Origin of the sequence: Halomonas sp. EF61, from assembly GCF_040147045.1 — a bacterium.
In the GTDB taxonomy this organism is placed as follows: Bacteria; Pseudomonadota; Gammaproteobacteria; order Pseudomonadales; family Halomonadaceae; genus Halomonas; species Halomonas litopenaei.
The window spans coordinates 91601-116890 of the sequence record NZ_JAMSHM010000002.1 but is presented as its reverse complement, the minus strand read 5'-3'; the positions used below and the strand labels follow the sequence as shown (position 1 = coordinate 116890).

The following is a 25290-nucleotide window of genomic DNA, read 5'->3' as shown; positions in this document are numbered from 1 at the left end:
GAGCGCTGATCATGGCCGGCGGCACCGGGGGGCACGTCATCCCGGCGCTGTCGCTGGCCAGGGGATTGCAGCAGCAGGGCGTCGAGGTGGCGTGGCTGGGTAGTCCCAGAGGTATCGAGAATCGCCTGGTGCCCGAGGCCGGCATAGTGCTTCACCAGATCGCCATCAGCGGCCTCAGGGGCAACGGTCTGGCGGGCTGGCTCAAGGCGCCGGTGCGCCTTGGACGCGCCGTGTGCCAGGCGAGAAGCGTGATTCGCGAGTTCGACCCACAGCTGGTGGTCGGGCTCGGAGGCTTTGCCAGCGGCCCCGGCGGGCTTGCCGCCCGACTGTGCGGCAGACCGCTGGTCATCCACGAGCAGAACGCCGTGGCCGGGCTGACCAATCGTGCACTGTCGCACCTGGCCAAGCGAGTCTACGCCGCCTTTCCCCAGGCCTTCGGTGGCCGCGCCGAGGTCGTCGGCAATCCGGTCAGGGATGACATCGCCGCCCTCGGCGAGCATGCACGTGTGGCCGACCAGATGCGCGGACGACGCCTGCGGCTGCTGGTGGTCGGCGGCTCCCTGGGGGCGCTGGCGCTTAACCAGCAGATGCCCAGAGCGCTGGCCGAGCTGCCCCCCGAGTCGCGTCCCGAGGTGCGCCACCAGGCCGGTAGAGACAAGGACCAGGCGACCCGCGAGGGCTATCAGGCTGCCGGCGTGGAGGCCGAGGTCAGCGACTTTATCGGTGACATGGCCGGCGCCTACGATTGGGCGGATCTGGTGGTCTGTCGCTCCGGCGCGCTGACCGTGGCGGAGCTGGCGGCGGCGGCCAAGCCGGCGCTGTTCGTACCCTTTCCCCACGCCGTGGATGATCATCAGACGGCCAACGCCCAGGCGCTGGTCGGTGCCGGTGCCGCGGCGCTTATTCAGCAGCGTGACATGAATCCTTCGTCCCTGGCCGAACGCCTGGGGACCTTGCTTGAGCCCGACACCCTGGCGGCCATGGCGAGCAAGGCAAGGGCCGAGGCCCACCTTGACGCTGTGGAACGGCTGGTGGCGGGCTGTATGGAGACAGGTTTTGAGTAATTCGACCCAAGGGCCGGTCCCCGGCCAACTGAGCTCATCCGCTGCCACCAAGCCCGGTCTCGGCATGCGGCGCATTCGTCGTATCCACTTCGTCGGCATCGGCGGCGCCGGCATGTGCGGCATCGCCGAGGTGCTGGCCAATCAGGGCTACCAGGTCAGCGGCAGCGATCTGCGTCATTCGTCGGTGGTGGCGCGACTCGAACAGTGCGGCGCCCTGGTGTTCATCGGACACGCTGCCGAGCACGCCGCCGGTGCCGATGTGGTGGTGGTATCCACCGCCGTGGACGCGGACAACCCGGAGCTTGTGTGGGCCCACGAGCATCGCGTGCCGGTGGTACGTCGCGCCGAGATGCTGGCTGAGCTGATGCGCTTCCGTCACGGCATCGCCGTGGCCGGGACCCACGGCAAGACCACCACCACCAGCCTGACCGCCACCCTGCTCGGCGAGGGCGGGCTGGACCCGACCTTCGTCATCGGCGGCAAGCTGACCAGCGCCGGCACCAACGCCCAGCTGGGGCAGGGCGACTACCTGGTGGCCGAGGCGGACGAGTCCGATGCCTCCTTTCTGCACCTGCAGCCGATGGTCAGCATCGTCACCAATATCGATGCCGACCATATGAGCACCTATGGTGGCGACTTCGAGCGTCTCAAGCACACCTTCATCGAGTTTCTGCATAACCTGCCGTTCTACGGTCTGGCGATACTGTGCATCGATGATGACAACGTGCGTGGCCTGCTCGACCGCATCAATCGCCAGTTCGTCACCTACGGCTTCTCCGACGACGCCGACTATCGCATCGAGAACTTCACCCAGAGTGCCGGCGAAGTCCGCTTTACCGCAGTGCGGCCCGGCAACCTCGAGGATCTCGATGTCAGTCTGGCCATGCCGGGCCGTCACAATGCGCTCAATGCGCTGGCGGCGATCGCCGTGGCCAGCGACGCCGGGGTCGACGCCGAGGCGATTCTGCGGGGACTCGCGAGCTTTGCCGGGGTTGGCCGCCGCTTCCAGGTACACGGTCACTTCGCCGCGCCGAACGGTGAAGGTGAGGTGATGCTGGTGGACGACTATGGTCACCACCCCCGCGAGGTGGAGATGGTCATCAAGGCGGTGCGCGATGGCTGGTCCGAGCGCCGGCTGGTGATGGTCTACCAGCCCCACCGCTACTCACGCACGCGCGATCTCTACGAGGACTTCGTCAGGGTGCTGTCCGGCGTCGATACGCTGGTACTGCTCGACGTCTACAGTGCCGGCGAAGCCGCGCTGCCCGGCGCCGATGGTCGCAGCCTGGCGGGTTCCATCCGTCAGCGTGGCGAAGTCGATCCGATCTTCGCCCAGGACAAGGCGGAATTGCCGGCGCTGCTGGCCAAGGTGCTCAGACCCGGCGATATCCTGATTACTCAGGGCGCCGGTGACGTGGGTGGCATCTCCCAGCGTCTGGCGGATGCCCAGCTTCAGTTCGACGAGGTGATCCTGTGACACGACAAGTACAGTCCTACGGCCATGTGGTGGTCATCTACGGTGGCCATAGCGCCGAACGAGAAGTGTCGCTGAACAGCGGTGCCGCCGTGCTGGCGGCGTGTCAGCGCCAGGGCCTTGAAGTGACCGGCTATGACCTTGCCGAGGGCGGCGTCGCCGGGCTGCAGGCGCTGAACCCCGATCTGGTGTTCATTGCCTTGCACGGCAGGGGAGGGGAGGACGGCTGTCTGCAGGGGGCCCTTGAGCTGGCGGGAATCCCCTATACCGGCAGCGGTGTTCTGGCCTCGGCGCTGGGCATGGACAAGCTCAGGACCAAGGCGCTGTGGCAGACCCTGGGTCTGCCGACGCCCGAGAGCGTACTGCTGTCCCCCGAAGCCGACTGGAACGAGGTGGCCGACCGACTGGGTCTGCCGCTGGTGGTCAAGCCGGTCCATGAGGGTTCGACCATCGGCATCAGCATCGTCAACAGCCGTGATGAACTCGAAACTGCCTATCGTGAGGCCGCCACCTTCGATACTCGGGTGATGGCCGAGCGTTTTGTGTCGGGAGACGAATTTACCTTGTCGGTACTTGGCGACAGCGCGCTGCCGGCCATTCGCGTCGAGGTGCCCAGCGGCTTCTACGACTACGAGGCCAAGTACCTGTCCAACGAGACGCTTTACCACCTGCCCTGTGGTCTGGATGCCGAGCAGGAGACCGCGCTGGGCGAGCTGTGCCTGGCGGCGTTCGAAGCGGTGGGCTGTCAGGGCTGGGGCCGCGTCGATGTGATGCGCGACGCTGAAGGTCGGTTCTGGCTGCTCGAGGTCAATACCGTGCCCGGCATGACAGATCACAGTCTGGTGCCCCAGGCGGCGGCCCATGCAGGCATCGACTTCGACGAACTGGTCCTGCGTATTCTCGATACCGCCAGGGAGCGCGGCTGAGATGGCCAGGCGCGGCACCTGGCTTGGCGTCGTGCTGCTGGCTGCCCTGGTGGGCGCCGGTGGCAAGGCGCTGTGGTTGTGGCTGGATCGGCCCATCGAGCGGGTGTCCATCGGTGGTGAGTTGCACCACGTGGACGCCAGCTATCTCAAGGGCCAGCTGGCGCCGCTGGTCAGGGGCCGCACCTGGCTGTCGGTGGACCTGGAGGCGCTGCGTGAGCAGGCATTGCAGGTGGGCTGGCTCAAGGAGGTGCGTATTCGTCGCGAGTGGCCCAATGCACTGACCTTCGAGCTCGAGGAGCAGCGCCCGGTGGCGCGCTGGAACGACGATCAACTGCTCAACGGCGATGGCGAGCCCTTTGTCTTTGCCCCGGTGGAGCCGCCCATGGGACTGCCGGATATGGCGGGACCCGGTGGCGCCGGCCCCGAGGTGCTGGCCTACTTCGATGACCTGGGGCAGCGGCTGGACAAGATGGGGCTCGGGATCGACCAGCTACGTCTGGAAGCCCGCGGCGCCTGGCGCTTTCAGCTGGACAGCGGCGTCTGGATCATGCTCGGCCGTGGAGATCTGGACGCCCGCCTCGGGCGCCTCGAGGCGGCCTGGCGGCGTGAACTGGGTGAGGTCGCGTCGCACATTCGCTACATCGATCTGCGCTACCCCAACGGCGTCGCCGTGGCCTGGCATGGCGAGACGGAGCCGGTCGATGATGAGGCCGCGACTCGCGGTTAACGAAAAGACGGCATGGATCAGACGCGAGAACGGAATTATATGGCGACACTTTTCCGGCCATCGGCAAAGTTTTCTCGGTTTCTTTTGTTTAAATGTGTCCGTATCGTGGAATGAATGTACGCCCCGGGCTGGTCGAACAAGCGCTATTGTTCCTATAATCGTCCCAGGTTTTTTTATAACAGAGGCAGGTTCCGAGGTAACGGAATCCGTTCAAGGAGATTTCCCGGCTCATGGCAGGTCCATCCAACGTGTCCAATATGGTAGTCGGGCTGGATATCGGAACATCCAAGGTCGTCGCGATCGTGGGGCAACCCACCGACGATGGTGGTATCGAAATTGCCGGTATCGGCTCTCATCCCTCCCGTGGCATGAAGAAGGGAGTGGTGATCAATATCGAATCCACGGTCCAGTCGATTCAGCGTGCGGTTGAAGAAGCTGAGTTGATGGCCGGTTGCGACATACATTCGGTTTATGTGGGCATTGCCGGCAGTCATATCAGTTCCATGAATTCCGACGGGGTCGTGGCGATCAAGGAGCGCGAAGTTGCGCCTTCCGATATCGAGCGAGTGATCGACTCGGCGCGGGCCAGGGCCATTTCCGAAGGGCAGCGGGTGCTGCACGTGTTGCCCCAGGAGTTCGCCATCGACACCCAGGGTGGTATCCGTGAGCCGCTGGGCATGTCGGGGGTGCGTCTGGAGGCACGAGTTCATCTGGTGACCGCCGCGCTCAACGCGGTACAGAACATCGAGAAGTGCGTGCGTCGCTGTGGGCTCGACGTCGACGCCATCATCCTCGAGCAGCTGGCTTCCAGTCATGCCGTGCTGACCGAGGATGAGCGTGAGCTGGGCGTCTGCATGGTCGACATTGGCGGGGGCACCACCGATATCGCGGTATTCACCGAGGGCGCCATTCGCCACACTGCGGTGATACCGATCGCCGGTGACCAGGTCACCAACGATATCGCCATGGCGCTGCGTACCCCGGCTCAGTATGCCGAGGAGATCAAGGTCAAGTACGCCTGTGCGCTGACCCAGCTGGCTTCCAGCGACGAAATGATCAAGGTACCGAGTGTCGGCGACCGTCCCGCCAGAGACCTGTCTCGACAGTCGCTGGCCGAAGTGGTCGAGCCGCGTTACGAGGAATTGTTCACCCTGGTGCGCGACGAACTGCGCCGCAGCGGCTTTGAGGATCTGGTCGCCGCAGGGGTGGTGTTGACCGGTGGCACATCACGCATGGAAGGTGTGGTGGAGCTTGCCGAAGAGATATTTCACATGCCGGTCAGGGTCGCTTGTCCGCAGAATGTGAGGGGCCTGGCCGACGTGGTGCGAAATCCGATTTATTCGACGGGTGTCGGTTTGTTACATTACGCTCTACATGAGGCCCGTCAGGGTCGTGTCCACCAGGGGCAGGGTGGCACCATCTCGTCGCAATCGAGACGCGAGGACGTCTCCCGGCGTGGACCAGAGGAAAGGACTCCGGCGCTGGAAAAGATCAAAGGCTGGTTCAAAGGAAATTTCTGAAAGGGCCGCACAAGCGGCTCAGGAGACGGGGCAAATGTTCGAAGTCGTAGATAGCGCGCCCTCAAGCAGCGCGGTCATAAAGGTCATCGGCGTCGGTGGCGGCGGCGGCAATGCCGTCAATCACATGGTCGAGAGCAGCATCGAAGGGGTGGAGTTCATCTGCGCCAATACCGATGCCCAGGCGCTCAAGCGCGTCTCCGCCAAGACCGTGTTGCAGCTCGGCAGCGAGATCACCAAGGGGCTTGGCGCCGGTGCCAACCCCGAAGTGGGTCGTCAGGCCGCGATGGAAGATCGTGAGCGGATCGCCGAGTTGCTCGGTGGCGCCGACATGGTCTTCATCACCGCCGGCATGGGTGGTGGTACCGGCACCGGCGGGGCACCGGTGGTCGCCCAGGTCGCCAAGGAGCTGGGCATCCTGACCGTCGCGGTGGTCACCCGCCCGTTCCCCTTCGAAGGCCCCAAGCGCATGCGCGCAGCGGAAGAGGGCATGAAGGAGCTGTCCGAGCATGTCGACTCGCTGATCACCATTCCCAACGAGAAGCTTCTGTCCGTGCTTGGCAAGAGCGCGACACTGCTGACTGCCTTCAGCGCCGCCAATGACGTCCTGCTGGGTGCCGTACAGGGTATCGCCGAGCTGATCACCAGCCCGGGCATCATCAACGTCGACTTCGCCGACGTGCGCACCGTGATGTCAGAGATGGGCATGGCGATGATGGGCACCGGTGGTGCCACCGGCGAAAATCGCGCACGCGAGGCCGCCGAGAAGGCGATCCGCAGCCCGCTGCTCGAGGATATCGATCTGCACGGCGCTCGCGGCATCCTGGTCAACATCACCGCTGGGCCGGATCTGTCGATCGGTGAGTTCAACGACGTCGGCGCCACGGTGCAGGAGTTCGCCTCCCAGGACGCCACCATCGTCGTGGGTACCTCCATCGACATGGACATGACCGACGAACTGCGGGTCACCGTGGTCGCGGCGGGTCTCGACAATCAGGTGTCACGCCAGCAGAAGCCGGCGGCGCAGCAGCAGGTTCGTCGTCCCGAGGCGCGCCAGCGTCCTCAGCAGAGTGCGATCAATCGCGCCCAGGGCGGCGCCGGTGTGGCCGCAGCGAGCAAGCCAGAGGCGCAGGAATCACCGCGACCGCAGGCCGAGAAGCGCAAGTCTCAGGAGTTGGACGATTATCTCGATATTCCCGCCTTCCTGCGGCGTCAGGCGGACTGATCGAGAGCAGAGTGCGCGAAATTTCCGGGGTGCAGGGATCGAAAGGCGATGTTTTTTTGTTGAAACGTCCGTTTGGTGTTATAGTGAACGGTGTTTGATAACCAACGACTGCCTGGCGACTGCACAATGATCAGACAACGTACCCTCAAGAATGTCATCCGCGCCACGGGCGTGGGACTGCACTCCGGCAAGAAGGTCTACCTGACGCTTCGCCCCGCGCCGGTGGACACGGGCATTGTGTTCGTGCGCACCGACCTCGAGCCGGAGGTCCGCATTCCCGCCCAGGCGTTGAATGTGACCGACACCACTCTCTGCACCGCCCTGTCTCAGAATGGTGAGAAGGTCGCGACCGTGGAGCACCTGATGTCCGCCTTCGCGGGTCTCGGCATCGACAATGCCTACGTCGATGTGAGCGCGCCCGAAGTGCCGATCATGGACGGTAGTGCCGGACCCTTTGTGTTCCTGATCCAGTCCGCCGGGATCCAGGAGCAGAGCGCGGCCAAGAAGTTCATCCGCATCAAGCGTGAGATCAAGGTCAGCGAAGGCGACAAGGAAGCCGTCTTCCTGCCCCATCAGGGCTTCAAGGTCTCCTTTGCCATCGACTTCGATCACCCGGTGTTCGAGGACCAGAAGCAGACCGCCATGGTCGACTTCTCCACGACGTCCTTCGTCAAGGAGGTGTCTCGCGCGCGGACCTTCGGCTTCATGCGTGATCTCGAGTACCTGCGCTCGAACAACCTGGCGCTTGGTGGGAGCCTCGACAATGCCATCGTGGTGGACGACTACCGCATCGTGAACGACGGTGGTCTGCGCTACGACGACGAGTTCGTCAAGCACAAGGTGCTGGACGCCATCGGTGACCTTTACCAGCTCGGTCACAGCCTGATCGGCGAGTTCCGTGGCGTGAAGTCCGGTCACGCGCTGAACAACCAGCTGTGTCGTGCGCTCATCGAGCAGCCCGAGGCCTGGGAGATCGTGACCTACGAGAGCGAAGCCGAATCGGCGCCGATTTCCTACGCGGCACCGGCCATGGCGTGATGCGAGCCTCGGTGATGGCCAGGCCAAGGTTAGCCCCGCAGATCGCCAGTCTTCCGTAGCAACTTGTCTTCGGCCATCACTCGCTTGAACGCCGCCCCTCGGGGCGGCGTTCTGCTGTCTGGGGTTTCATATTCGCGTCATGTTCACGTCGTGTTCGGCGTCACCAAGCGGCGCGGGCAGGGTCGGGAGGCCGCGGCGATTCATGCGCGGGGAACGCCGATGGGGCTAGGCGTCGTCTTTTCCTGAAGGCGACTCGGCGTGGGCCGCCAGGCGCTCCAGGGCGCGCTTGAGTCGCGGATCCTCGACATCGGCGGCGCAGCTCGAGAGCTCGTCACCGGCCTGGGCGGGCAGGCGCCTTACCTGGCGCGGCGCCACCTTGGCCGGGCGCACCGGGCGTACCTTGAGGTGGAAGCCGGTCACCGCCTGGAACTCCGGCAACTGGTGCAGGCAGTCGAGCAGACGCGGCTGTTCGTAGCGCAGACGGGTCAGCCAGGCTGCGCCATCGGTGATCAGGGTCAGGCGGCCGTCACGGAAGCCACCGACAAACAGGTGTTCCGCCAGAGTGGGCGAGAGTTCATTGCGCAGATGCTCCTGAGCGCGCTCGATCAGGCGCGCCATGCGCATCAGTCCGCCCAGTTCGCCGCGGCCCTGAAGAAGCCCTGTCATGGACTGGGCGCGGAACCGCTTAACCTTTATACTCATGTGCTTGTGTCTTGGGATGCCCCAGGATCAATGAATTTGTCGCTCGGCGGCGTTCGTCTGTGGAACGCAGGTGTCATGGCCGTTTGCATGATGGCCGCTCGAGTGATGGGCAGCCGGCATGGCGCCGGCCCGAGACTAGCACGCCAGGGAGTTCCCCGACAGCATGACTGCCATCGACCCACATCGCTGCTGCCCCCGCGAGGCTCGTGCCCGTCGGGTGGCCAGATGGTGGTTGGCAGGGCTGCTGGTGGGCTGCCTGCTGCCGGCGAGCCTGAGCGCCGCCGAATCTCCCCGAGCCACCGAGCGACTGGTGCAGATCTGCATCATGGCGCCGGCGGTCATCCGGGCCCATACCATGCTCAAGGCCTGCCGCCATCGGCTGGCCCGACATCCCCTCAAGACCCTGCCCAAACCATCGTCCCCGTCGGTGGCCTGGGCGGCGCCAATGCTGGTGCCGGTGGCCGCCCTCGACGTGGTGTCCCGCCGGGGTCCTCCTGACATCGCCTGAATTCGATGAAGCGTGACGGTCGCCAATGCCTGGCGGCCTCTTTTTCAGGTTCCAGATTTCAGGAAGTTTCATGATCAATTCTCTGCTGCGTAAAGTCGTCGGCTCCAAGAACGACCGCGACGTCAAGCGCATGTCCCGCCAGGTTCGCGCCGTCAATGAGCTCGAGCCGAGCCTCGAAGCCCTCGACGACGCTGCGCTGGCCGCCCGCACCGCTGAGTTCCGTGAGCGTCTGGCGGCCGGTGAGTCGCTCGATGCCCTGTTGCCCGAAGCCTTTGCCACCGTGCGCGAGGCCAGCAAGCGGGTGATGGGCATGCGTCACTTCGACGTACAGCTGATCGGCGGCATGACCTTGAACCGCGGCCGGATCGCCGAGATGAAGACCGGTGAGGGCAAGACCCTGGTCGCGACCCTGGCGGTGTACCTCAACGCCTTGCCCGGCAAGGGCGTGCACGTGGTCACGGTCAACGACTACCTGGCCCGGCGTGACGCCAACTGGATGCGCCCCCTGTACGAGTTTCTCGGCCTGTCGGTAGGCGTGATCTACTCCGGCCAGACCTCCGAGGAGAAGCGTGACTCCTACGCCTGCGACATCACCTACGGCACCAACAACGAGTTCGGCTTCGACTACCTGCGCGACAACATGGCGTTTTCGCTGGAAGACAAGGTTCAGCGGGAACTGCACTTTGCCATCGTCGACGAGGTGGACTCCATCCTTATCGATGAGGCGCGCACGCCGCTGATCATCTCCGGTGCGGTGGACGAGAACACCGAGCTGTACAAGGTGGTGGATCGGCTCGCCAGGGAGCTCACGCCCTGCAGCGACGAGGAAGATCCCGAAAGCGGCGACTTTACCCTCGACGAGAAGCAGAAGCAGGTCGAGGTGACCGAGCGCGGTCACCACAAGGTCGAGGAGCTGATGCGCGCCCAGGGGCTGCTCGGCGAAGACGACTCGCTCTACGCCGCCCAGAACCTCAACCTGTTGCAGCATATGCACTCGGCGCTGCGTGCGCGCCACCTGTACCACCCTGACGTCGACTACATCGTCAGCGAGGGACAGGTGGTCATCGTCGACGAACACACCGGGCGTACCATGCCGGGCCGTCGCTGGTCCGAGGGCCTGCACCAGGCGGTGGAAGCCAAGGAGGGTGTGACCGTCCAGCGCGAGAGCCAGACCCTGGCCTCCACCACCTTCCAGAACTACTTCCGCCTGTACGAGAAGCTGTCCGGGATGACCGGTACCGCCGATACCGAGGCCTTCGAATTCCGTCAGATCTACGGGCTCGATGTGGTGGTCATCCCCACCAACAGGCCGCTGGCGCGCAAGGACATGAACGACCTCGTCTACCTCAGCGCCGAAGAGAAGTTCGAGGCGATCATCGAGGACGTCAAGGTCCAGGTCGAGGCCGGCCGTCCGGTGCTGGTGGGTACCGCGTCCATCGAGACGTCCGAATACCTGGCCGAGTTGATGCGCAAGTCCGGCATCGACTTCAACGTGCTCAACGCCAAGCAGCACCAGCGCGAGGCCGAGGTCATCGCCCAGGCCGGGCGCCCAGGTGCGGTGACCATCGCGACCAACATGGCCGGTCGTGGTACCGATATCGTGCTCGGCGGCAACTGGGAGGCCGAAGCGGCCAAGCTGGAGAACGCCAGCGACGCCGAGAGAGAGGCATTGAAGGAGGCCTGGCGCGAGCGCCACGAGGCGGTGCTGGCCGCTGGTGGCCTGCACGTCATCGGCTCCGAGCGCCATGAGTCACGGCGCATCGACAATCAGCTGCGTGGTCGTAGTGGCCGCCAGGGCGATCCGGGCTCGACCCGCTTCTTCCTGTCGCTGGAAGACAACCTGATGCGTCTGTTCGGTTCCGAACGGGTGCAGAAGCTGATGCAGGCGCTGGGCCTGGAGCGGGGCGAGGCCATCGAGCACAAGATGGTGTCCAACGCCGTCGAGCGTGCCCAGAAGAAGGTCGAGGGTCGCAACTTCGATATCCGCAAGCAGCTGCTCGAGTACGATGACGTGGCCAACGATCAGCGTCGCGTGATCTACGAGCAGCGCAACGAGATCCTGGCCGCCAGCGACGTCTCCGACAACGTCATGGGCATTCGTGAAGAGGTGCTGGACGAGGCCATCAGTGCCTACGTGCCACCCCAGAGCCTGCCCGAGCAGTGGGATCTGGCGGGGCTCGAGGCTCACCTCAAGAGCGAGTACCAGTTGGACGCGCCGGTGGTGCAGTGGGCCGAGGAGGACGAGCGCTTCCACGAGGAGCAGCTGCGCGAACGCCTGCAGACCCAGCATCGCGAGACCTATCAGGCCAAGGTCGCCATCGCCGGCGAGGAGCTGATGCGGCGCTTCGAGAAGCAGGTCATGCTGCAGGTGCTGGACACCCGCTGGAAGGAACACCTGCAGTCCATGGACCATCTGCGTCGTGGTATCCATCTGCGTGGCTACGCTCAGAAGAATCCGAAGCAGGAGTACAAGCGCGAATCCTTCGAGCTGTTCCAGAACCTGCTGACCAATATCAAGGCCGACGTCACCCGTATCCTCAGTCACGTGCAGGTGCGTGCCCCCGAGGAGGTGGACGCCCTGGAGCGTCAGCGTCGCGAGGCCCTGGCCCGCGAGAGCGCTCAGGCGGCCAGTCGCCACGACGCACCTGCCGCGACGGACGCCGAGATGGCCGACGAGGGCGGCGAGCGTCACGTCAACGAGGTTGCCGATCAGCGCCCGGTGCGTCGAGACGCCCCCAAGGTTGGCCGCAATGATCCCTGCCCCTGCGGCTCCGGCAAGAAGTACAAGCAGTGCTGCGGCAAGCTCAGCTGAGCAAGCCTCGCAACCCATGACGACGGCGACCCCGGGCTTCAAGGCCTGGGGTCGTCTTTGACGCAAGGAGAAAACAATGGCAGTCGGTGACAGCATTTTTCCGGCAATGGGGCCGATCCCCGGGGTTCGCCTGGGCAGTGCCATGGCAGGCATCAAGAAGCCGGGCCGGCGTGATCTGGTGGTGATCGAGGTGGCCCCGGGCGCCAGGGTGTCCGGCACCTTCACCCGCAACGCCTTCTGCGCGGCGCCGGTCCATGTGGCCCGCCAGCATCTGGCCGCGGGCGACGCGGTTCGCTACCTGGTCATCAATACCGGCAATGCCAACGCCGGCACCGGCGAGATCGGCATGCGCGACGCCCACGCCACCTGTCAGGCGCTGGCCGAACTCGCCGAGGTGTCGGCCGACCAGGTGCTGCCGTTCTCCACCGGCGTGATCGGCGAACCGCTGCCGATGGAGCGACTTCTCGGTGGCCTGCCAGAGGCGCTCGACCAGCTCGACGACGGTGGCGACGCCTGGGCTCGGGCGGCCGAAGGCATCCTCACCACCGACACCCGGACCAAGGGCGCGACCCGCCAGGTAACGCTCAAGCAGGGCACTGTCACCCTCAATGGCATCGCCAAGGGGTCGGGCATGATCCGTCCCGACATGGCCACCATGCTGGGTTTTGTCGCCACCGACGCGGCGATCGAGTCCGAGCGTCTTGATGCCCTGCTCAGGGAGGGCGTCAAGCGCTCGTTCAACAGCATCACCGTGGACTCCGATACCTCGACCAACGACGCCTGCATGCTGATCGCCACCGGCCAGGGCGCAGCACTCGCCGATGACGATGACGAGCGGATATTTCGTCAGGCCCTCGATGAGGTGCTGGTGGAGCTGGCCCAGGCGATCATTCGCGACGGCGAGGGTGCGACCAAGTTCGTCACCCTGGACGTCAGCGGCGCCCTGAGCGTCGAGGAGGCGCGCGAGGTAGCCTTTACGGTAGCCCATTCGCCGCTGGTAAAGACCGCACTGTACGCCAGTGACGCCAACTGGGGCCGTATCCTCGCCGCGGTGGGGCGTGCCCGGGTCGAGGACTTCGATGTCGATCGGGTGACCATCGATCTGGGCGATGTGCGCCTGGTCGAGAACGGTGGGCGTGCAGAGGGCTACAGTGAGGACGCCGGCAGTGCGGTGATGGCGGCAGAAGAGATCACCATTGCCATCGATCTGGGGCGTGGTGACGCTGCCGCGCGGGTGTGGACCTCCGACCTGTCCCACGACTATGTTTCGATCAACGCCGACTACCGCAGTTGATTCCGCATGGGTTCGTCGGCGGCAGATGAATCTCGGCCAGTGAATCGGTATCCTGTGTCGTCTTTTTTGCCTGTCCGGTGGGTAGCGGTGGAGCCGATCCATCGGCGATGCATCAGCGGCAGATGAATCTCGGCGAGCGAATCGGTATCCTATGCCGACTTTTATCGCCCTCCCGACTGAAAACTGGTGCGGGCGTGGCCCGCGAACCGAAGCTGGTATTGTTGAATGAACACTATGGTGAAGAGAAGGGTGCACGTGGCGGCGGCCGCCATCATCAGCCCGAACGGTGACGAAGTGCTGCTGGCCCGGCGTCCTTCCAATGTGGACCACGGCGGCCTTTGGGAGTTTCCCGGTGGCAAGCTGGCGCCCTACGAGACCGGGCTTGAGGCGCTCAAGCGCGAGCTGCACGAAGAACTCGGCATCGAGATTCGTCGCGCCCAACCGCTGATTCGCATCCACCACGAGTACTCCGATAAGCACATTCTGCTCGACGTCTGGCAGGTCAAGGACTTCTCCGGTGAGCCCTTCGGTCGCGAAGGGCAGGCGGTACGCTGGGTGCCCATGGGCGAGCTGATTGGCTATCCCTTCCCGGCCGCCAACCTGCCGATCCTGCGTGCGGTGATGCTGCCCTCGGAATACCTGATCAGTGACGAGGAAGCCGACGAGGACGCCTTCGACGCCAAGCTCGAGCGGGCCCTCGAGGAAGATGGCGTGCGTCTGGTTCAGCTGCGCGCCAAGACCCTCGACGAGGACGCCTACGTGGCCCGTGCGGAGCGTGCCCTGGCGCTGTGCCGTCGATACGGTGCCAAGCTGATGCTCAACGGTGAACCGGAGCTGCTCGAGCGGATCGATGCCGATGGTATCCATCTGACCAGCGAGCGGCTGATGGGCCTGGAGCGTCGCCCCATCGCCGAGGCCAAGTGGTTGGCGGCCTCGACCCACGACAAGGCCCAGCTCGACCAGGCCCACGCCATTGGCTGCGACTTCGTGACCCTGTCACCGCTGCGCACCACTCCGTCCCATCCGGAAGTGGCACCGATCGGCTGGCATGACTTCCAGCAACTGGTCGAACGCGCCGGCATGCCGGTCTACGCGCTGGGTGGCATGACGCGCCACGACGCCAGCCATGCCCGCGCCGTGGGGGCCCAGGGGATCGCGTCCATCCGTGACTTCTGGCGCTAGGGCATTGGCGAAAAGGGCCAGCACCGGCCGTTAGCTACCAGATGCAAGAAACCCCGCCAGGGAGACCTGGCGGGGTTTCTTGCGTTCAGGGGCATGTCGTTCCATTGCCGCGTGGCTCTGTTCTAAAGCTCGACGAGCGTCGGCGCTTTTCGTACAAGCCCTGGGCTTTATGCGAGAAGTCGACGAAGCCCGGCTCTTTGGCGGCAAGCCCTAGTCGCGGTAGCGGCGGGTCAGATCTCCATAGGCGTCGATGCGCCGGTCCCGCAGGTAGGGCCAGATCCGCCGCACGTTTTCGCCATGGTCCAGATCCAGGGTCACCAGCAGGGTCTCGGGCTCGGTGCCGGCGTGGGCCAGCAGCTCACCCTGGGGCCCGGCGACAAAGCTGCCGCCCCAGAAGTCGATGCCTTCGCTGACCGTCGAGTGATCCTCCTCGTGGCCCACCCGGTTTGCGACCAGCACCGGGACACCGTTGGCCACGGCGTGGCTGCGCTGGATCAGCGTCCAGGCGTCCTTCTGGCGCGTCTTTTCGGCGTCGTCGTCGCCCGGCGCCCAGCCGATGGCGGTGGGGTAGAGCAGCAGTTCGGCACCGGCCAGGGCCATCAGGCGCGCGGCCTCCGGGTACCACTGATCCCAGCACACCAGTACCCCGAGCCGGCCCACCGAGGTGTCGATGGGGGTGAACCCTTGTCCGAGAGAGGCGTCATGATCTCCGGGGGTGAAGTAGAACTTCTCGTAGAAGCCCGGGTCGTCGGGGATATGCATCTTGCGGTAGTGACCCACCGCGCCCTTGGCGCCGTCGTAGACCACCGCCGTGTTGTGATAGATGCCCGGCGCGCGGCGCTCGAACAGCGAGCCCATCAGCACGATGTCGAGCTCCGCGGCGAGTTCGGCCAGTCGTGTGCCGGTGGGCCCGTCCAGCGGCTCCGCCAGGTCGAACAGCGCCGGATCCTCGTACTGACAGAAGTAGTGGGTGGCGTGGAGTTCCTGCAGCATCACCAGTCTGGCACCGCGGCCGGCGAGATCGCGGATGCTCGCTTCACTGGCGTCGAGGCTTCTGGCCTTGTCGGGCCAGGCGGGTTGCTGGACCAGGCCCACGGTCAATTGGCGTGTCATCGGCGGTCTCCTTCGGCGGTGGTGGTGGCGGCGGCGAGAGCCCCCTGGGGCCACTGCATGGTCAGGCAGTGCAGGCTGCCGTGTTGAACGATGGCGGCGCTGGCGTCCACCGGGATGACATCCCGGTCGGGGAAGGCCCCGGCCAGGGCGTCGAGCGCCGCCAGGTCGTGACGATCGCCGTAGACCGGCACCAGCACCGCCCCGTTGATGATCAGGAAGTTGGCGTAGGTGGCCGGCAGGCGGTGGCCATCCTCAGCGTCATGGCAGGCGCCAGGCCAGGGCAGCGGTACCAGGCGATAGGGCGAGCCGTCCGCGCGGGTCAGCGCCTTGAGTTCGCGCTCCATGGCGGCGAGCTCGGCGTAGTGCGCGTCGCTCGGATCATCGCAGCGCACATAGGCGATGGTCTGGGGATCACAGAAGCGCGCCAGGGTATCGATATGGCTGTCGGTATCGTCGCCTTCGAGATGTCCGTGGCAGAGCCACAGCACCCGTTGGATGCCCAGCGTCTCGGCCAGCCAGGTCTCGATATCGGCCCGCGACATCGAGGGGTTGCGGTTGGGATTGAGCAGACAGGCCTCGGTGGTCAGCAGCGTCCCTTCGCCATCGGTCTCCAGGGCGCCGCCCTCCATGATCACCGCGCTATCGCTTGTCGCGCAGGCGATCAAGCCGGCATCCTTGAGCTGGCGGGTCAGGGTGTTGTCGCGATCGGCCGGAAACTTGCCGCCCCAGCCGTTGAAGCCGAGGTCATGGAAGGTAACGCCGTTGCCGTCACCGGTCGCCAGCGGGCCATGGTCCCGGGCCCAGGTGTCGTCGGCGTCGACCACGGTCAGGCGCAGACGCTCGGGTGCCGCGCCTCGGGCCAGCAGGCGGCCTGACAGCGCCTCGCCGGTGTCACGGTCGGGCACCCCGATGATCACGCTCTGATAACGACTGATGATCAGGGCGAGCTGCTCGAGCATCGCCTCGATGGCGGGCAGCGTCGGCGCCCAGTCGCTGTCGCGGCGGGGCCAGGTCAGCTGGACGGCATCCTGAGGGTGCCATTCGGGTAGCAGGCGGGGCATGGGTGATGTCCTGGGGCCAAGAAACGGCGAAATGTAGGCGGCTGTGACCGAAGATGCAAGGATCTCGCAATTCCTCTGCCGTGGCGATGCAGTCGCTCGCAAAAAACCGTACCATGACGGCCCGCCGACAAGGAACGAGTCCATGCTTGATCGATTGCCCTTTCTGATCGGGTTGCGTTATGTGCGAGCCAAGCGACGCAACCACTTCATTTCGTTCATCTCGCTGACCTCCATGCTGGGTCTTACCCTGGGCGTGGCGGTGCTGATCCTGGTGCTCTCGGTGATGAACGGCTTCGACCGGGAGCTGCGCCAGCGGGTGCTGGGCATGGTGCCCCACACCCAGATCGAACAGGCCGGTGGGATGACCGACTGGCAGCCCCTGGCCGAGCGCCTGACCCAGCGCGAACATGTCATCGGGGCGGCGCCCTATATCCAGCAGCAGGGCATGTTCTCGGTGGCCGGGCGCAATCAGGGCGCCATGGTCAACGGCATCGAGCCCGAGTGGGAGAGCCGGGTGTCGATCGTCGACGAGAACATGTCGCGTGGCTCGCTGGACGACCTCAAGGCAGGGGAGTGGCACATCGTGCTCGGCTCCATCCTCGCCAACAACCTCAACGTCGACGTGGGGGACAGCGTGACCCTGCTGGTGCCGGAGGCCTCGATCACCCCGGCAGGCGTCTTCCCCAGGCTCAAGCGCTTCACCGTTAGCGGCATCTTCAGTGTCGGTGCCGACCTGGACGCCAACCTGGCCTACGCCAACATCGAGGACATGCAGACCCTGGCGCGCATGGGGGACAGCATTGGCGGGTTGCGTCTGGAGCTCGACGATCTGTTCCTGGCCGGTCAGGAGACCCAGGCCATCGTCAATGAGCTGGGCGGTGGCTATCGCGGCTACGACTGGACCTTCACCCGGGGCAACCTGTTCCAGGCGATCCAGATGGAAAAGCGCATGATCGGCCTGCTGCTGACCGTGATCATCGCCGTGGCTGCCTTCAATATCGTCTCGACCCTGGTGATGGTGGTGACCGACAAGCACGCCGACATCGCCATCCTGCGGACCATCGGTGCCACCCCGGGTTCGATCATGGGCATCTTCATGGTCCAGGGTATCGCCATCGGGGTGATCGGTATCGTCATCGGGGTCGCGCTGGGTATTCTGCTGGCGCTGACGGTGTCCGATATCATTGCCTTCGTCGAGTCGACCTTGGGTATCCACTTCCTCGACGCGGGGGTCTACTTCATCAGTGACCTGCCGTCCCAGCTGATCTGGAGCGATGTCTATCAGATCGTGGGGGCCGCCTTCGTGCTGACTTTCCTGTCCACCCTGTATCCGGCCTGGCGCGCGGCGCGGGTCCAGCCTGCCGAGGTGCTGCGCTATGAATGATTCGGTAATCGCCAAGCCTGGTGTCGAGGCATCGACCCCCGCCGGCAACGATCTGATGCTCGAGTGCCGCGAGTTGTCCAGGGTCTACGATGAAGGTCCCGCCGACCTGGTGGTGCTCGACCAGCTCGAGCTCAAGGTGCACGCCGGCGAGCGAGTCGCGGTGGTCGGCAGTTCCGGCTCCGGCAAGACCACCCTGCTCAACCTGCTCGGTGGCCTCGACAGCCCCAGCGCCGGCGAAGTACGGGTGGCCGACACCGTGTTGCACAAGATGGGCGACGCCGAGATCGGGCGCTTCCGCAATCGCCACATCGGCTTCGTCTACCAGTTCCACCACCTGCTGGCGGAGTTCTCGGCGCTGGAGAACGTGGCGCTGCCGTTGATCATTCGCGGTAGCCGCAAGCGTGACGCCGAGGACAAGGCGCGTGCTCTGCTGGACAAGGTAGGGCTGGGCCCCAGGGCCGAACACAAGCCCGGCGAGCTGTCCGGCGGTGAGCGCCAGCGTGCGGCGATCGCCAGGGCCTTGGTCACCGATCCCAGCCTGATGCTGATGGACGAGCCCACCGGCAACCTCGACAAGCACACCGCCGCCAGCATCCTGGCGCTGATGGATGAGCTTGCCGCCAGCGCTCGCTGCGCCTTCGTCATCGTCACCCATGACCCGGCCCTGGCCGCCCATCAGGACCGCGTGCTGAGACTCGACAACGGCAAGCTGCACGCCGAGTAGGTCTTTCGCAGCGTCCAGAAGAAGCCAGAAGAAGGCCCCGATGCAATCGCATCGGGGCCTTCTTTCGTAGGGGATTGCTTGTCCGGGCTTTCTCGGCAGACCAGCGGGAACGGCGCCGGGCCGAGCAGGGCCTTTTGCGCAGGCTGAGTCAGGGCGGCTGGGGCAGTGTGGCTGGGTCGATGCGGTTGAGTCAGTGTGGTTGGTTCAGTGCGGCTGGGTCCTGCGGCGTCGCCGGCGCGCGCGTGCCTTCCAGCTGCGTGCCACCTGCCAGCGCCACAGCAGGCGTATCACCAGGTTGGCCAGGCCGCCGACGGCGATCGCCGCCACAAGCGAGCCGATCAGCAGGGACGGCAGGATGTCCAGCAACTGGGACTGCAGCCAGTCGGTGGTCAGCCGATGGGGCGCCTCCAGCGCCGGGCGTTGCATCAGCCAGGCGCCGAGACAGTAGTTGGCGTAGAAGATGATCGGCATCGTCAGCGGGTTGGTGATCCACACCAGAGCCACCGACAGCGGCAGATTGCAGCGTCCGACACGGGCGCCGAGGGCGGCGACGACCATCTGACACGGGATCGGCAGCAGCGCGCTGAACAGGCCAACGCTGAAGGCGTTGGCCACGCTGCGGCGCGTCAGCACCCACAGGGCGGGGTCGGCGATCAGGTGCGCCATGAAGCGTAGCGAGCGCTGCCGGCGCAGGGCGTCCGGCGAGGGCAGATAGCGCTTGAGTAGTCGACGCGGCATGGCGAATCAGCTCGAGGCTGCGGATGCGTGGCTATTATCCATACAAGCCGCCGCCCTTGCCATGACGTCGGCCAACGATGGGCATGCGTGACGCCGTCGACAGGCTGTCGGGCTTCGGGGCCCCAAGCCTCCAGGGCTCCAGAGAGAGGGCGATGGAATCTGACGAAAACTCGCAACGATCGATGCGTCGGCCGTCAGGCCGCCTCTGGCAAGGCACCTGTTCTCTCTCGCTGGCATGGGCGCTGGCCCTGGGCAGCGTCCTTGGAGGCGCCGGTCTGACGCTGCCCGAGGCCGCCCTCGGCCTGAATCTGCTGACAGCGGCGGCACTGGTATCACTGGCCTTGCGCCGGACGGCGGCGCTGCTGGTGTGTCTGGCCGGGCTGTGGGTGCTTGGCTGTCTGTTGCAGCAGCAGGCGGCCCGCTTGCCCTCGGGGCTTGCCGGGGTGCCGCTGACGGTCGAGGGGCGGGTGTTGGCAAGTCGCCAGAGCGATGGCCTGCAGCGTCTGACCATGAGGGTCGAGAGCTGCCGTCCGCTGGAAGCCGGACTGCCTGACTGCTCGGGACTCGAGGGGATACGGGTCAGTCGCTATAGCCCCATGGACGGCGAGGTCGGGGCCGCGTCGGCAACAGCGCACACGATGATGGCCGTCGGTGAGCGCTGGCGGTTCGATGTACGACTGCGCCCACCTGGTGGCCTCGCGAATCCCGGGCGCTTCGACTATCGCCGCTGGCTGTGGCGTGAAGGGATTCACGCCACCGGATCGGTCCTCGCACAACCGCCGCCGCAACGCTTGGCCGCCGCCCCCCAGGACCCACGCCGGGCGTTGCTGCGACAGCTCGATGGCCAGCCGCTGCATGAGACGACGCAGCGCTGGCTGGCGGCCTTGACCCTGGGCCGTGGCGAGCGGCTCGAGGCCGATGACTGGGCGCTGCTCAACGCCACCGGGACGACCCATCTGGCGGTGGTGTCCGGGCTGCACGTGGGCCTGGTGGCGGCGCTGGCGCTGACCCTGTCGCGACTGGTGGCGCGGTTGATTCAGCCGGGGCGCTGGCGGCTTTTGCGTTGGCCGTGGCTGGCCGCCGCAACGGCCACCACCGGCTTTGTCTGGCTGGTCGGCGCCGAACCGCCGGCGCTGCGGGCACTGGTGATGGTCCTTATCGCCCTTTGGGTGGCCGGGGGGCGGCATTCTCCTTCGCCGTGGCAGGGCTGGGCACTGGCCTGGGCGGTGGTCGTGCTGTGGGATCCTTTGGCGCTGTGGCGCCCCGGGCTTTGGCTGTCCTTCGGTGCTGTAGCCCTGCTGATCCTGATGTGGCAGGGCAGGCAGGTGCCGTCCGGGCTCAAGGGTGCCTTGGCGGCGCTATTGCGTACCCAGCTGTTGCTGGCGCTACCCATGGCGGGTCTGGTGCTGCTGGCGATGGGTCAAGTGGCGCCGTTGGCCCCCTTGGCCAATCTGCTGGCGGTGCCCCTGGTGACGCTGGTGCTGGTGCCGCTGGGGATGCTGGGCTGGGTGCTGTCGACGGTGTCGTCTGAGGCGGCGATGGCGAGCTGGTGGCTGTTCGAAGCGGGCCTTGAGGTGATGCTGGCGTCGTTGCGGATGTTCGCCGAACTGTCACCCGGTCAGTCACTGCGAGAAGGAGGGCGCTGGACGCTCGGCATTCTGCTGCTGGGCCTGGGCGCGCTGCTGTTGCTGCCTGGCCTGGGTGCCGGGCTGCGATCAGCAAGCCTCCTGGCACTTGTTGCGGCCATGGCGATGATGCCGGCCTTCGGTGGCAGGCCTGGACCGGGCGAGGTACGGCTGATGGTCTGGGACGTGGGGCAGGGGCTGATGGTGGAGCTGATCACCGCCCGTCATCGACTGCTGTACGACAGCGGTCCTCGCTTTCGCTCCGGCTTTACGCCGCTGGCGTCCATCTGGGCATCTCCGCAAGCCTTTGACGAGGTGGTGATCAGCCACGCCGACCAGGACCACGCAGGAGGACTCGCCAGCCTGGTGCGTGATCATCGGGTGGCTCATTGGTGGTACCCCGAGGGCGAGACGCTGGCGCTGTCGGCGCACACGCCGCGACACCCTTGTCATGCCGGGGAGGGGTGGCGCTGGGACGGTGTCGACTTCACCTTTCTGTGGCCGCCTGCCTCGGCCGGCAGCGCAACGGCAAGCGACGTTGCCGGGCATGGCAGCAATGATCGCTCCTGCGTGCTGCTGGTGAGTACCGCCGGTGGCAGCGTGTTGCTTACCGGCGATGCGGGAAAACGCGTCGAGCGCTTCCTGATCCCGCGCTTGCCGCTGGCGCCTGCGGTTCTGGTGGTGGGGCATCATGGCAGCGCGGACAGCACCGGCGAGGCCCTGGTGACGGCCAGGCCGCCCCGCCTGGCGGTGATTTCCCGCGGTGCCTACAATGGCTTCGGTCATCCTGCCGACCAGGTGGTGCGTCGCCTGCGACGCGTCGGCAGTTGCCTGATGGACACCGCTGTGGATGGGCGAGTGAACATCCTCCTGTCGCAGGTCGGGATAGCGGCGGCGCAGGGTATCCATCCCCGTCTGACCGGTGGCGGTGTCGAAGGCCCCTGCCATGGGGTAGAATCGCGGCACTGAATCTCACTGCCCTGTGTGTCGGCCGGCCAGGAGCGACGCCGCGTCCGCTGTCGGCGGCAGACGGCCGTGCGGGTCCTGGTGATCGCCACCTGGACCATCCGCGGCGGCCAGACAGGACCGATTCCCTCGCAACTGGAGCCAACGTGATCGAATACTCCGGCTGGACGCTCTACAAGCGTCTTCTTGGTTACGTCAAACCCTTCTGGAAGTCCTTTCTCGTCGCCGTGGTCGGCTACGCCATCTACGCGGCGTCCAGTACCGCCCTGGCCGAGATGATGAAGCGCCTGATCGATGGCATCCAGAATCCCGACGCCGCCTTTCGTCTGTTTCTGCCGCTGTTCGTCGTCGGCATGTTCGGCGCCAGGGGTGTCGGCACCTTTCTCGGCACCTACTTCATGAGCAACGTTGCACGCAACATGGTGCACGCGCTGCGCTGTGACGTCTTCAACCATATGCTGCGCCTGCCGGGGCGCTTCTTTGACAATCATTCTTCCGGCCACCTGATCTCGCGGGTGACCTACCATGTGGAGCAGGTGACCGGCGCAGGCACCAAGGCGATCACGGTAATCCTCCAGGAGGGCCTGTTTGTACTCGGCCTGCTGGGCTATCTGCTGTGGACCAACTGGATGCTGACGCTCTTGTTCATGGCCGTGACGCCGCTGATTGGTGGCGTGGTGAGCTACGCCAGCAAGCGCTTTCGGCGCATTTCCAAGCGCATCCAGCGCTCCATGGGGGACGTCACCCACGTCGCCTCCGAGGCCTTGACCGGCTACCGCGTGGTGCGTACCCACGGCGCCGAGAAATACGAGATGGGGCGCTTCCACGACGCCAGTGAAGTCAACCGTCGCCAGAGCCTGAAGGAGGCCCTGACCAAGGCCACCAGCACCCCGGTCATCCAGATGCTGGTGGCACTGTCGCTGGCGCTGCTGGTGTGGCTTGCCATGTCACCGGCGCTGATGGACAACATGACGCCGGGTGAATTCGTGGCCTTCATCACCGCCGCCTCGCTGATGGCCAAGCCGATTCGCTCGCTCAGCGAGATCAACGGCACCATCCAGAAGGGTATCGCTGCCTCCAGTGAACTGTTCGGGCTGCTCGACGAGCCTGAGGAACGCGATACCGGAACCCTGATGCCCGAGCGCCTGCAGGGGCGGATACAGCTCGAACAGGTGCGCTTCGCCTACGGAGACGATCAGCCCGAGGTGCTCAAGGGCATCGACCTGGACGTGCGCAAGGGCGAGATGGTGGCCATCGTCGGCCGCTCGGGCAGCGGCAAGTCGACCCTGGTCAGCCTGTTGCCGCGCTTCTACCGACCGACGGGCGGGCGTATCCTGATCGATGGCACCCCCATCGAGGAGTACCAGCTGACGGCGTTGCGACAGCAGATTGCGCTGGTGTCCCAGCAGGTCACCCTGTTCAACGCCACCATCGCCGAGAACATCGCCTACGGGGTCCCCGATGCCGATCCTGCTGACATCGAGGCAGCGGCCCGCGCCGCCCACGCCCATGAGTTCATCGAGCGCATGCCCGGCGGCTACCAGGCGCTGGTCGGAGATAACGGCGTGATGCTCTCCGGTGGTCAGCGTCAGCGCATGGCGATCGCTCGGGCGATCTTCAAGGATGCTCCCATCCTGATCCTCGACGAGGCGACCTCGGCGCTGGACACCGAGTCCGAGCGCCATATCCAGGCGGCCCTGGAAGAGGTCTGCAAGGACCGCACCACCCTGGTCATCGCCCACCGCCTGTCGACCATCGAACGGGCCGACCGCATCCTGGTCATGGAGCAGGGCGAGATCATCGAGCAGGGCTCCCACGCCGAGCTGCTGGAACGCGATGGCGGTGCCTACGCCGCGTTGCACCAGCTGCAATTCCAGGAGGCGTAGATGGGGCTTGGGCAGCGCTGGCTCGAGGCGGCCTATCGTGGGGCTCCCTGGCTTGCCGTCCTGCGGCCGCTGGAGGCGCTCTATCGCCGCGAGGTACGCCGGCGAGCCGACGCCTTTGCGCGTGGCGACAAGCCGGTGTGGCGCGCTTCGGTACCCGTCATCGTGGTCGGCAACCTGACTCTCGGCGGCACCGGCAAGTCGCCGCTGGTCGCCTGGATGGGGCGGCACCTGGCCGAACACGGCTTTCGCCCCGGGATTCTGTCACGGGGCTACGGTGGCAAGGCCGATGGCTACCCGCTGCACCTTGCCGCCGATACACCAGTAGCGGCCAGCGGCGATGAGCCGCGAATGCTGGCCGATCAGACCGGGCTGCCGGTGGTGGTCGATCCGGACCGCCCGCGTGGGGCCCAGTGCCTGATCGACGCCGGTTGTGACGTCATCGTCACCGACGACGGTCTTCAGCACCATGCCCTGGGGCGTGATCTCGAGGTGGTGGTGGTGGACGCCAAGCGAGGCTTCGGCAACGGGCGCTGCCTGCCGGCAGGGCCGCTGCGCGAACCGCTGGAGCGGCTGGAGCGCATCGACGCGCTGATCGTCAACGGCGAATCGTCGAGCGCGCTTGCCGCCGACGGCTTCACCATGCAACTGGAGCCCGCCTGCTGGCGCAGGGTCGGTGACGACGAGCGGCGTCCACTGACGCCGCTGCCTTTCGCCACGCCGGTCACCGCGGTGGCAGGGATCGGTCATCCGGAGCGTTTCTTTACCACCCTGTCGGAGCTGGGAGTCGCCCATCGACCGGCCCCCTTTTCCGACCATCACCGGTTCAGCCCGGCCAACCTGACGACCAGCGACCAGCGACCTGTGGTGATGACCGCCAAGGATGCGGTCAAGTGTCGAAGCTTTGTTCCCGACGATTGCTGGGCCCTGGATGTCGAGGCTAGACCCGAGGCGTCCTTCGTGGCCTGGTTCGATCGGCGAGTGTCCGCCTGGCGAGGCACCGACGATGCGCAGGTCGCTCATGATACCGGGATCGCGCAGCGGCAGAGTGACTGAGCACTGCCGCCGAAGGCTCAAATTCAACAGGAGAAACGATGATGGACAAGGAACTACTGGCGATGCTGGTGTGCCCCCAGTGCCAGGGCAAGCTGCGCTACGACCGCGATGCCGGCGAGCTGTGCTGCCAGTTCGATGGCCTGGCCTATCCGATCCGTGACGGCATCCCGGTGATGCTGGTCGAGGAGGCGCGGGTCATGGAGGTCGACGAGACCCTCAAGACCAACCCCGGGCGGGGCACCTCCAGCACGGACGAGACGTGAAGGAGCGC

21 protein-coding genes are annotated in these 25290 nt (G+C 65.7%); 17 read left to right on the top strand and 4 right to left on the bottom strand.

Going from position 1 to position 25290, the window contains the following annotated elements:
* The first annotated feature begins 11 nt into the window (after positions 1-11).
* From murG to lpxC, 7 genes are all read left to right on the top strand, one after another.
* The gene (gene murG / locus NFI08_RS09560) at positions 12-1064 is read left to right on the top strand and encodes an undecaprenyldiphospho-muramoylpentapeptide beta-N-acetylglucosaminyltransferase (RefSeq protein ID WP_108447965.1); all 1053 of its coding nucleotides are present in this window, start codon (positions 12-14) and stop codon (positions 1062-1064) included.
* A 64-nt stretch (positions 1065-1128) separates the two neighbouring features.
* Positions 1129-2541, top strand: a complete 1413-nt coding sequence (gene murC / locus NFI08_RS09555; RefSeq protein ID WP_108447669.1) for a UDP-N-acetylmuramate--L-alanine ligase — start codon at positions 1129-1131, stop codon at positions 2539-2541.
* Positions 2538-3464 (top strand): D-alanine--D-alanine ligase, encoded by a 927-nt coding sequence (locus tag NFI08_RS09550; protein ID WP_108132664.1) that lies wholly within the window; start codon positions 2538-2540, stop codon positions 3462-3464. The genes murC and NFI08_RS09550 overlap by 4 nt, the downstream gene beginning before the upstream one ends.
* Position 3465: 1 nt before the next feature.
* Positions 3466-4191: a cell division protein FtsQ/DivIB gene (locus NFI08_RS09545; protein WP_108132665.1), complete on the top strand. Its 726-nt coding sequence runs from the start codon at positions 3466-3468 to the stop codon at positions 4189-4191.
* A 230-nt stretch (positions 4192-4421) separates the two neighbouring features.
* Positions 4422-5711, top strand: coding sequence for a cell division protein FtsA (gene ftsA, locus NFI08_RS09540; protein ID WP_045993382.1), 1290 nt, complete (start codon positions 4422-4424; stop codon positions 5709-5711).
* 34 nt (positions 5712-5745) lie between these two features.
* Positions 5746-6933, top strand: a complete 1188-nt coding sequence (gene ftsZ, locus NFI08_RS09535; RefSeq protein WP_045993383.1) for a cell division protein FtsZ — start codon at positions 5746-5748, stop codon at positions 6931-6933.
* Positions 6934-7059: 126 nt separating this feature from the next.
* Positions 7060-7971 carry a UDP-3-O-acyl-N-acetylglucosamine deacetylase gene (lpxC, locus tag NFI08_RS09530; protein ID WP_045993384.1) on the top strand — a complete coding sequence of 304 codons (912 nt, stop codon included), beginning with the start codon at positions 7060-7062 and terminating at the stop codon, positions 7969-7971.
* 225 nt (positions 7972-8196) lie between these two features.
* Here lpxC and NFI08_RS09525 read toward each other — a convergent pair whose 3' ends face one another.
* Positions 8197-8673 (bottom strand): DUF721 domain-containing protein, encoded by a 477-nt coding sequence (locus tag NFI08_RS09525; protein ID WP_045993385.1) that lies wholly within the window; start codon positions 8671-8673, stop codon positions 8197-8199.
* A 163-nt stretch (positions 8674-8836) separates the two neighbouring features.
* On the opposite strand from NFI08_RS09525, the gene NFI08_RS09520 reads away from it, so the two are divergent.
* The 4 genes from NFI08_RS09520 (at position 8837) to NFI08_RS09505 (ending at position 14469) form a co-directional block, all read left to right on the top strand.
* The gene (locus NFI08_RS09520) at positions 8837-9181 is read left to right on the top strand and encodes a hypothetical protein (RefSeq protein ID WP_108132666.1); all 345 of its coding nucleotides are present in this window, start codon (positions 8837-8839) and stop codon (positions 9179-9181) included.
* A gap of 70 nt (positions 9182-9251) precedes the next feature.
* Positions 9252-11993 (top strand): preprotein translocase subunit SecA, encoded by a 2742-nt coding sequence (gene secA / locus NFI08_RS09515; protein ID WP_108132667.1) that lies wholly within the window; start codon positions 9252-9254, stop codon positions 11991-11993.
* 76 nt (positions 11994-12069) lie between these two features.
* On the top strand, positions 12070-13287 hold the full coding sequence (gene argJ, locus NFI08_RS09510; protein ID WP_222516966.1) for a bifunctional glutamate N-acetyltransferase/amino-acid acetyltransferase ArgJ: 1218 nt from the start codon (positions 12070-12072) through the stop codon (positions 13285-13287).
* A gap of 234 nt (positions 13288-13521) precedes the next feature.
* On the top strand, positions 13522-14469 hold the full coding sequence (locus NFI08_RS09505) for a Nudix family hydrolase (protein ID WP_045993389.1): 948 nt from the start codon (positions 13522-13524) through the stop codon (positions 14467-14469).
* Between the two features lie 210 nt (positions 14470-14679).
* On the opposite strand, the gene NFI08_RS09500 is transcribed toward NFI08_RS09505, so the two are convergent.
* Positions 14680-15582: a carbon-nitrogen hydrolase gene (locus NFI08_RS09500; protein WP_108447671.1), complete on the bottom strand. Its 903-nt coding sequence runs from the start codon at positions 15580-15582 to the stop codon at positions 14680-14682.
* Positions 15579-16643 (bottom strand): agmatine deiminase family protein, encoded by a 1065-nt coding sequence (locus tag NFI08_RS09495; protein ID WP_108447672.1) that lies wholly within the window; start codon positions 16641-16643, stop codon positions 15579-15581. The genes NFI08_RS09500 and NFI08_RS09495 overlap by 4 nt, the downstream gene beginning before the upstream one ends.
* Positions 16644-16785: 142 nt before the next feature.
* On the opposite strand from NFI08_RS09495, the gene NFI08_RS09490 reads away from it, so the two are divergent.
* Both NFI08_RS09490 and NFI08_RS09485 read left to right on the top strand, forming a co-directional pair.
* Positions 16786-18027, top strand: a complete 1242-nt coding sequence (locus tag NFI08_RS09490; RefSeq protein ID WP_045993392.1) for a lipoprotein-releasing ABC transporter permease subunit — start codon at positions 16786-16788, stop codon at positions 18025-18027.
* Positions 18020-18751 (top strand): ABC transporter ATP-binding protein, encoded by a 732-nt coding sequence (locus tag NFI08_RS09485; protein ID WP_045993393.1) that lies wholly within the window; start codon positions 18020-18022, stop codon positions 18749-18751. The genes NFI08_RS09490 and NFI08_RS09485 overlap by 8 nt, the downstream gene beginning before the upstream one ends.
* Positions 18752-18955: 204 nt before the next feature.
* On the opposite strand, the gene NFI08_RS09480 is transcribed toward NFI08_RS09485, so the two are convergent.
* Entirely contained in the window at positions 18956-19489 is a 534-nt protein-coding gene (locus NFI08_RS09480; RefSeq protein WP_045993394.1) for a DUF2062 domain-containing protein, read from the bottom strand.
* A gap of 152 nt (positions 19490-19641) precedes the next feature.
* Here NFI08_RS09480 and NFI08_RS09475 point away from each other — a divergent pair, with 152 nt between their 5' ends.
* The 4 genes from NFI08_RS09475 to NFI08_RS09460 all read left to right on the top strand — a co-directional run bounded on the left by NFI08_RS09475 (position 19642) and on the right by NFI08_RS09460 (position 25282).
* Positions 19642-22083 carry a DNA internalization-related competence protein ComEC/Rec2 gene (locus NFI08_RS09475; protein WP_349588945.1) on the top strand — a complete coding sequence of 814 codons (2442 nt, stop codon included), beginning with the start codon at positions 19642-19644 and terminating at the stop codon, positions 22081-22083.
* A gap of 146 nt (positions 22084-22229) precedes the next feature.
* Positions 22230-23966, top strand: coding sequence for a lipid A export permease/ATP-binding protein MsbA (msbA, locus tag NFI08_RS09470; RefSeq protein WP_045993428.1), 1737 nt, complete (start codon positions 22230-22232; stop codon positions 23964-23966).
* Positions 23967-25019, top strand: coding sequence for a tetraacyldisaccharide 4'-kinase (gene lpxK, locus NFI08_RS09465; protein ID WP_124804363.1), 1053 nt, complete (start codon positions 23967-23969; stop codon positions 25017-25019).
* A gap of 41 nt (positions 25020-25060) precedes the next feature.
* Positions 25061-25282, top strand: coding sequence for a Trm112 family protein (locus NFI08_RS09460; protein ID WP_108132807.1), 222 nt, complete (start codon positions 25061-25063; stop codon positions 25280-25282).
* Positions 25283-25290 lie beyond the last annotated feature (8 nt).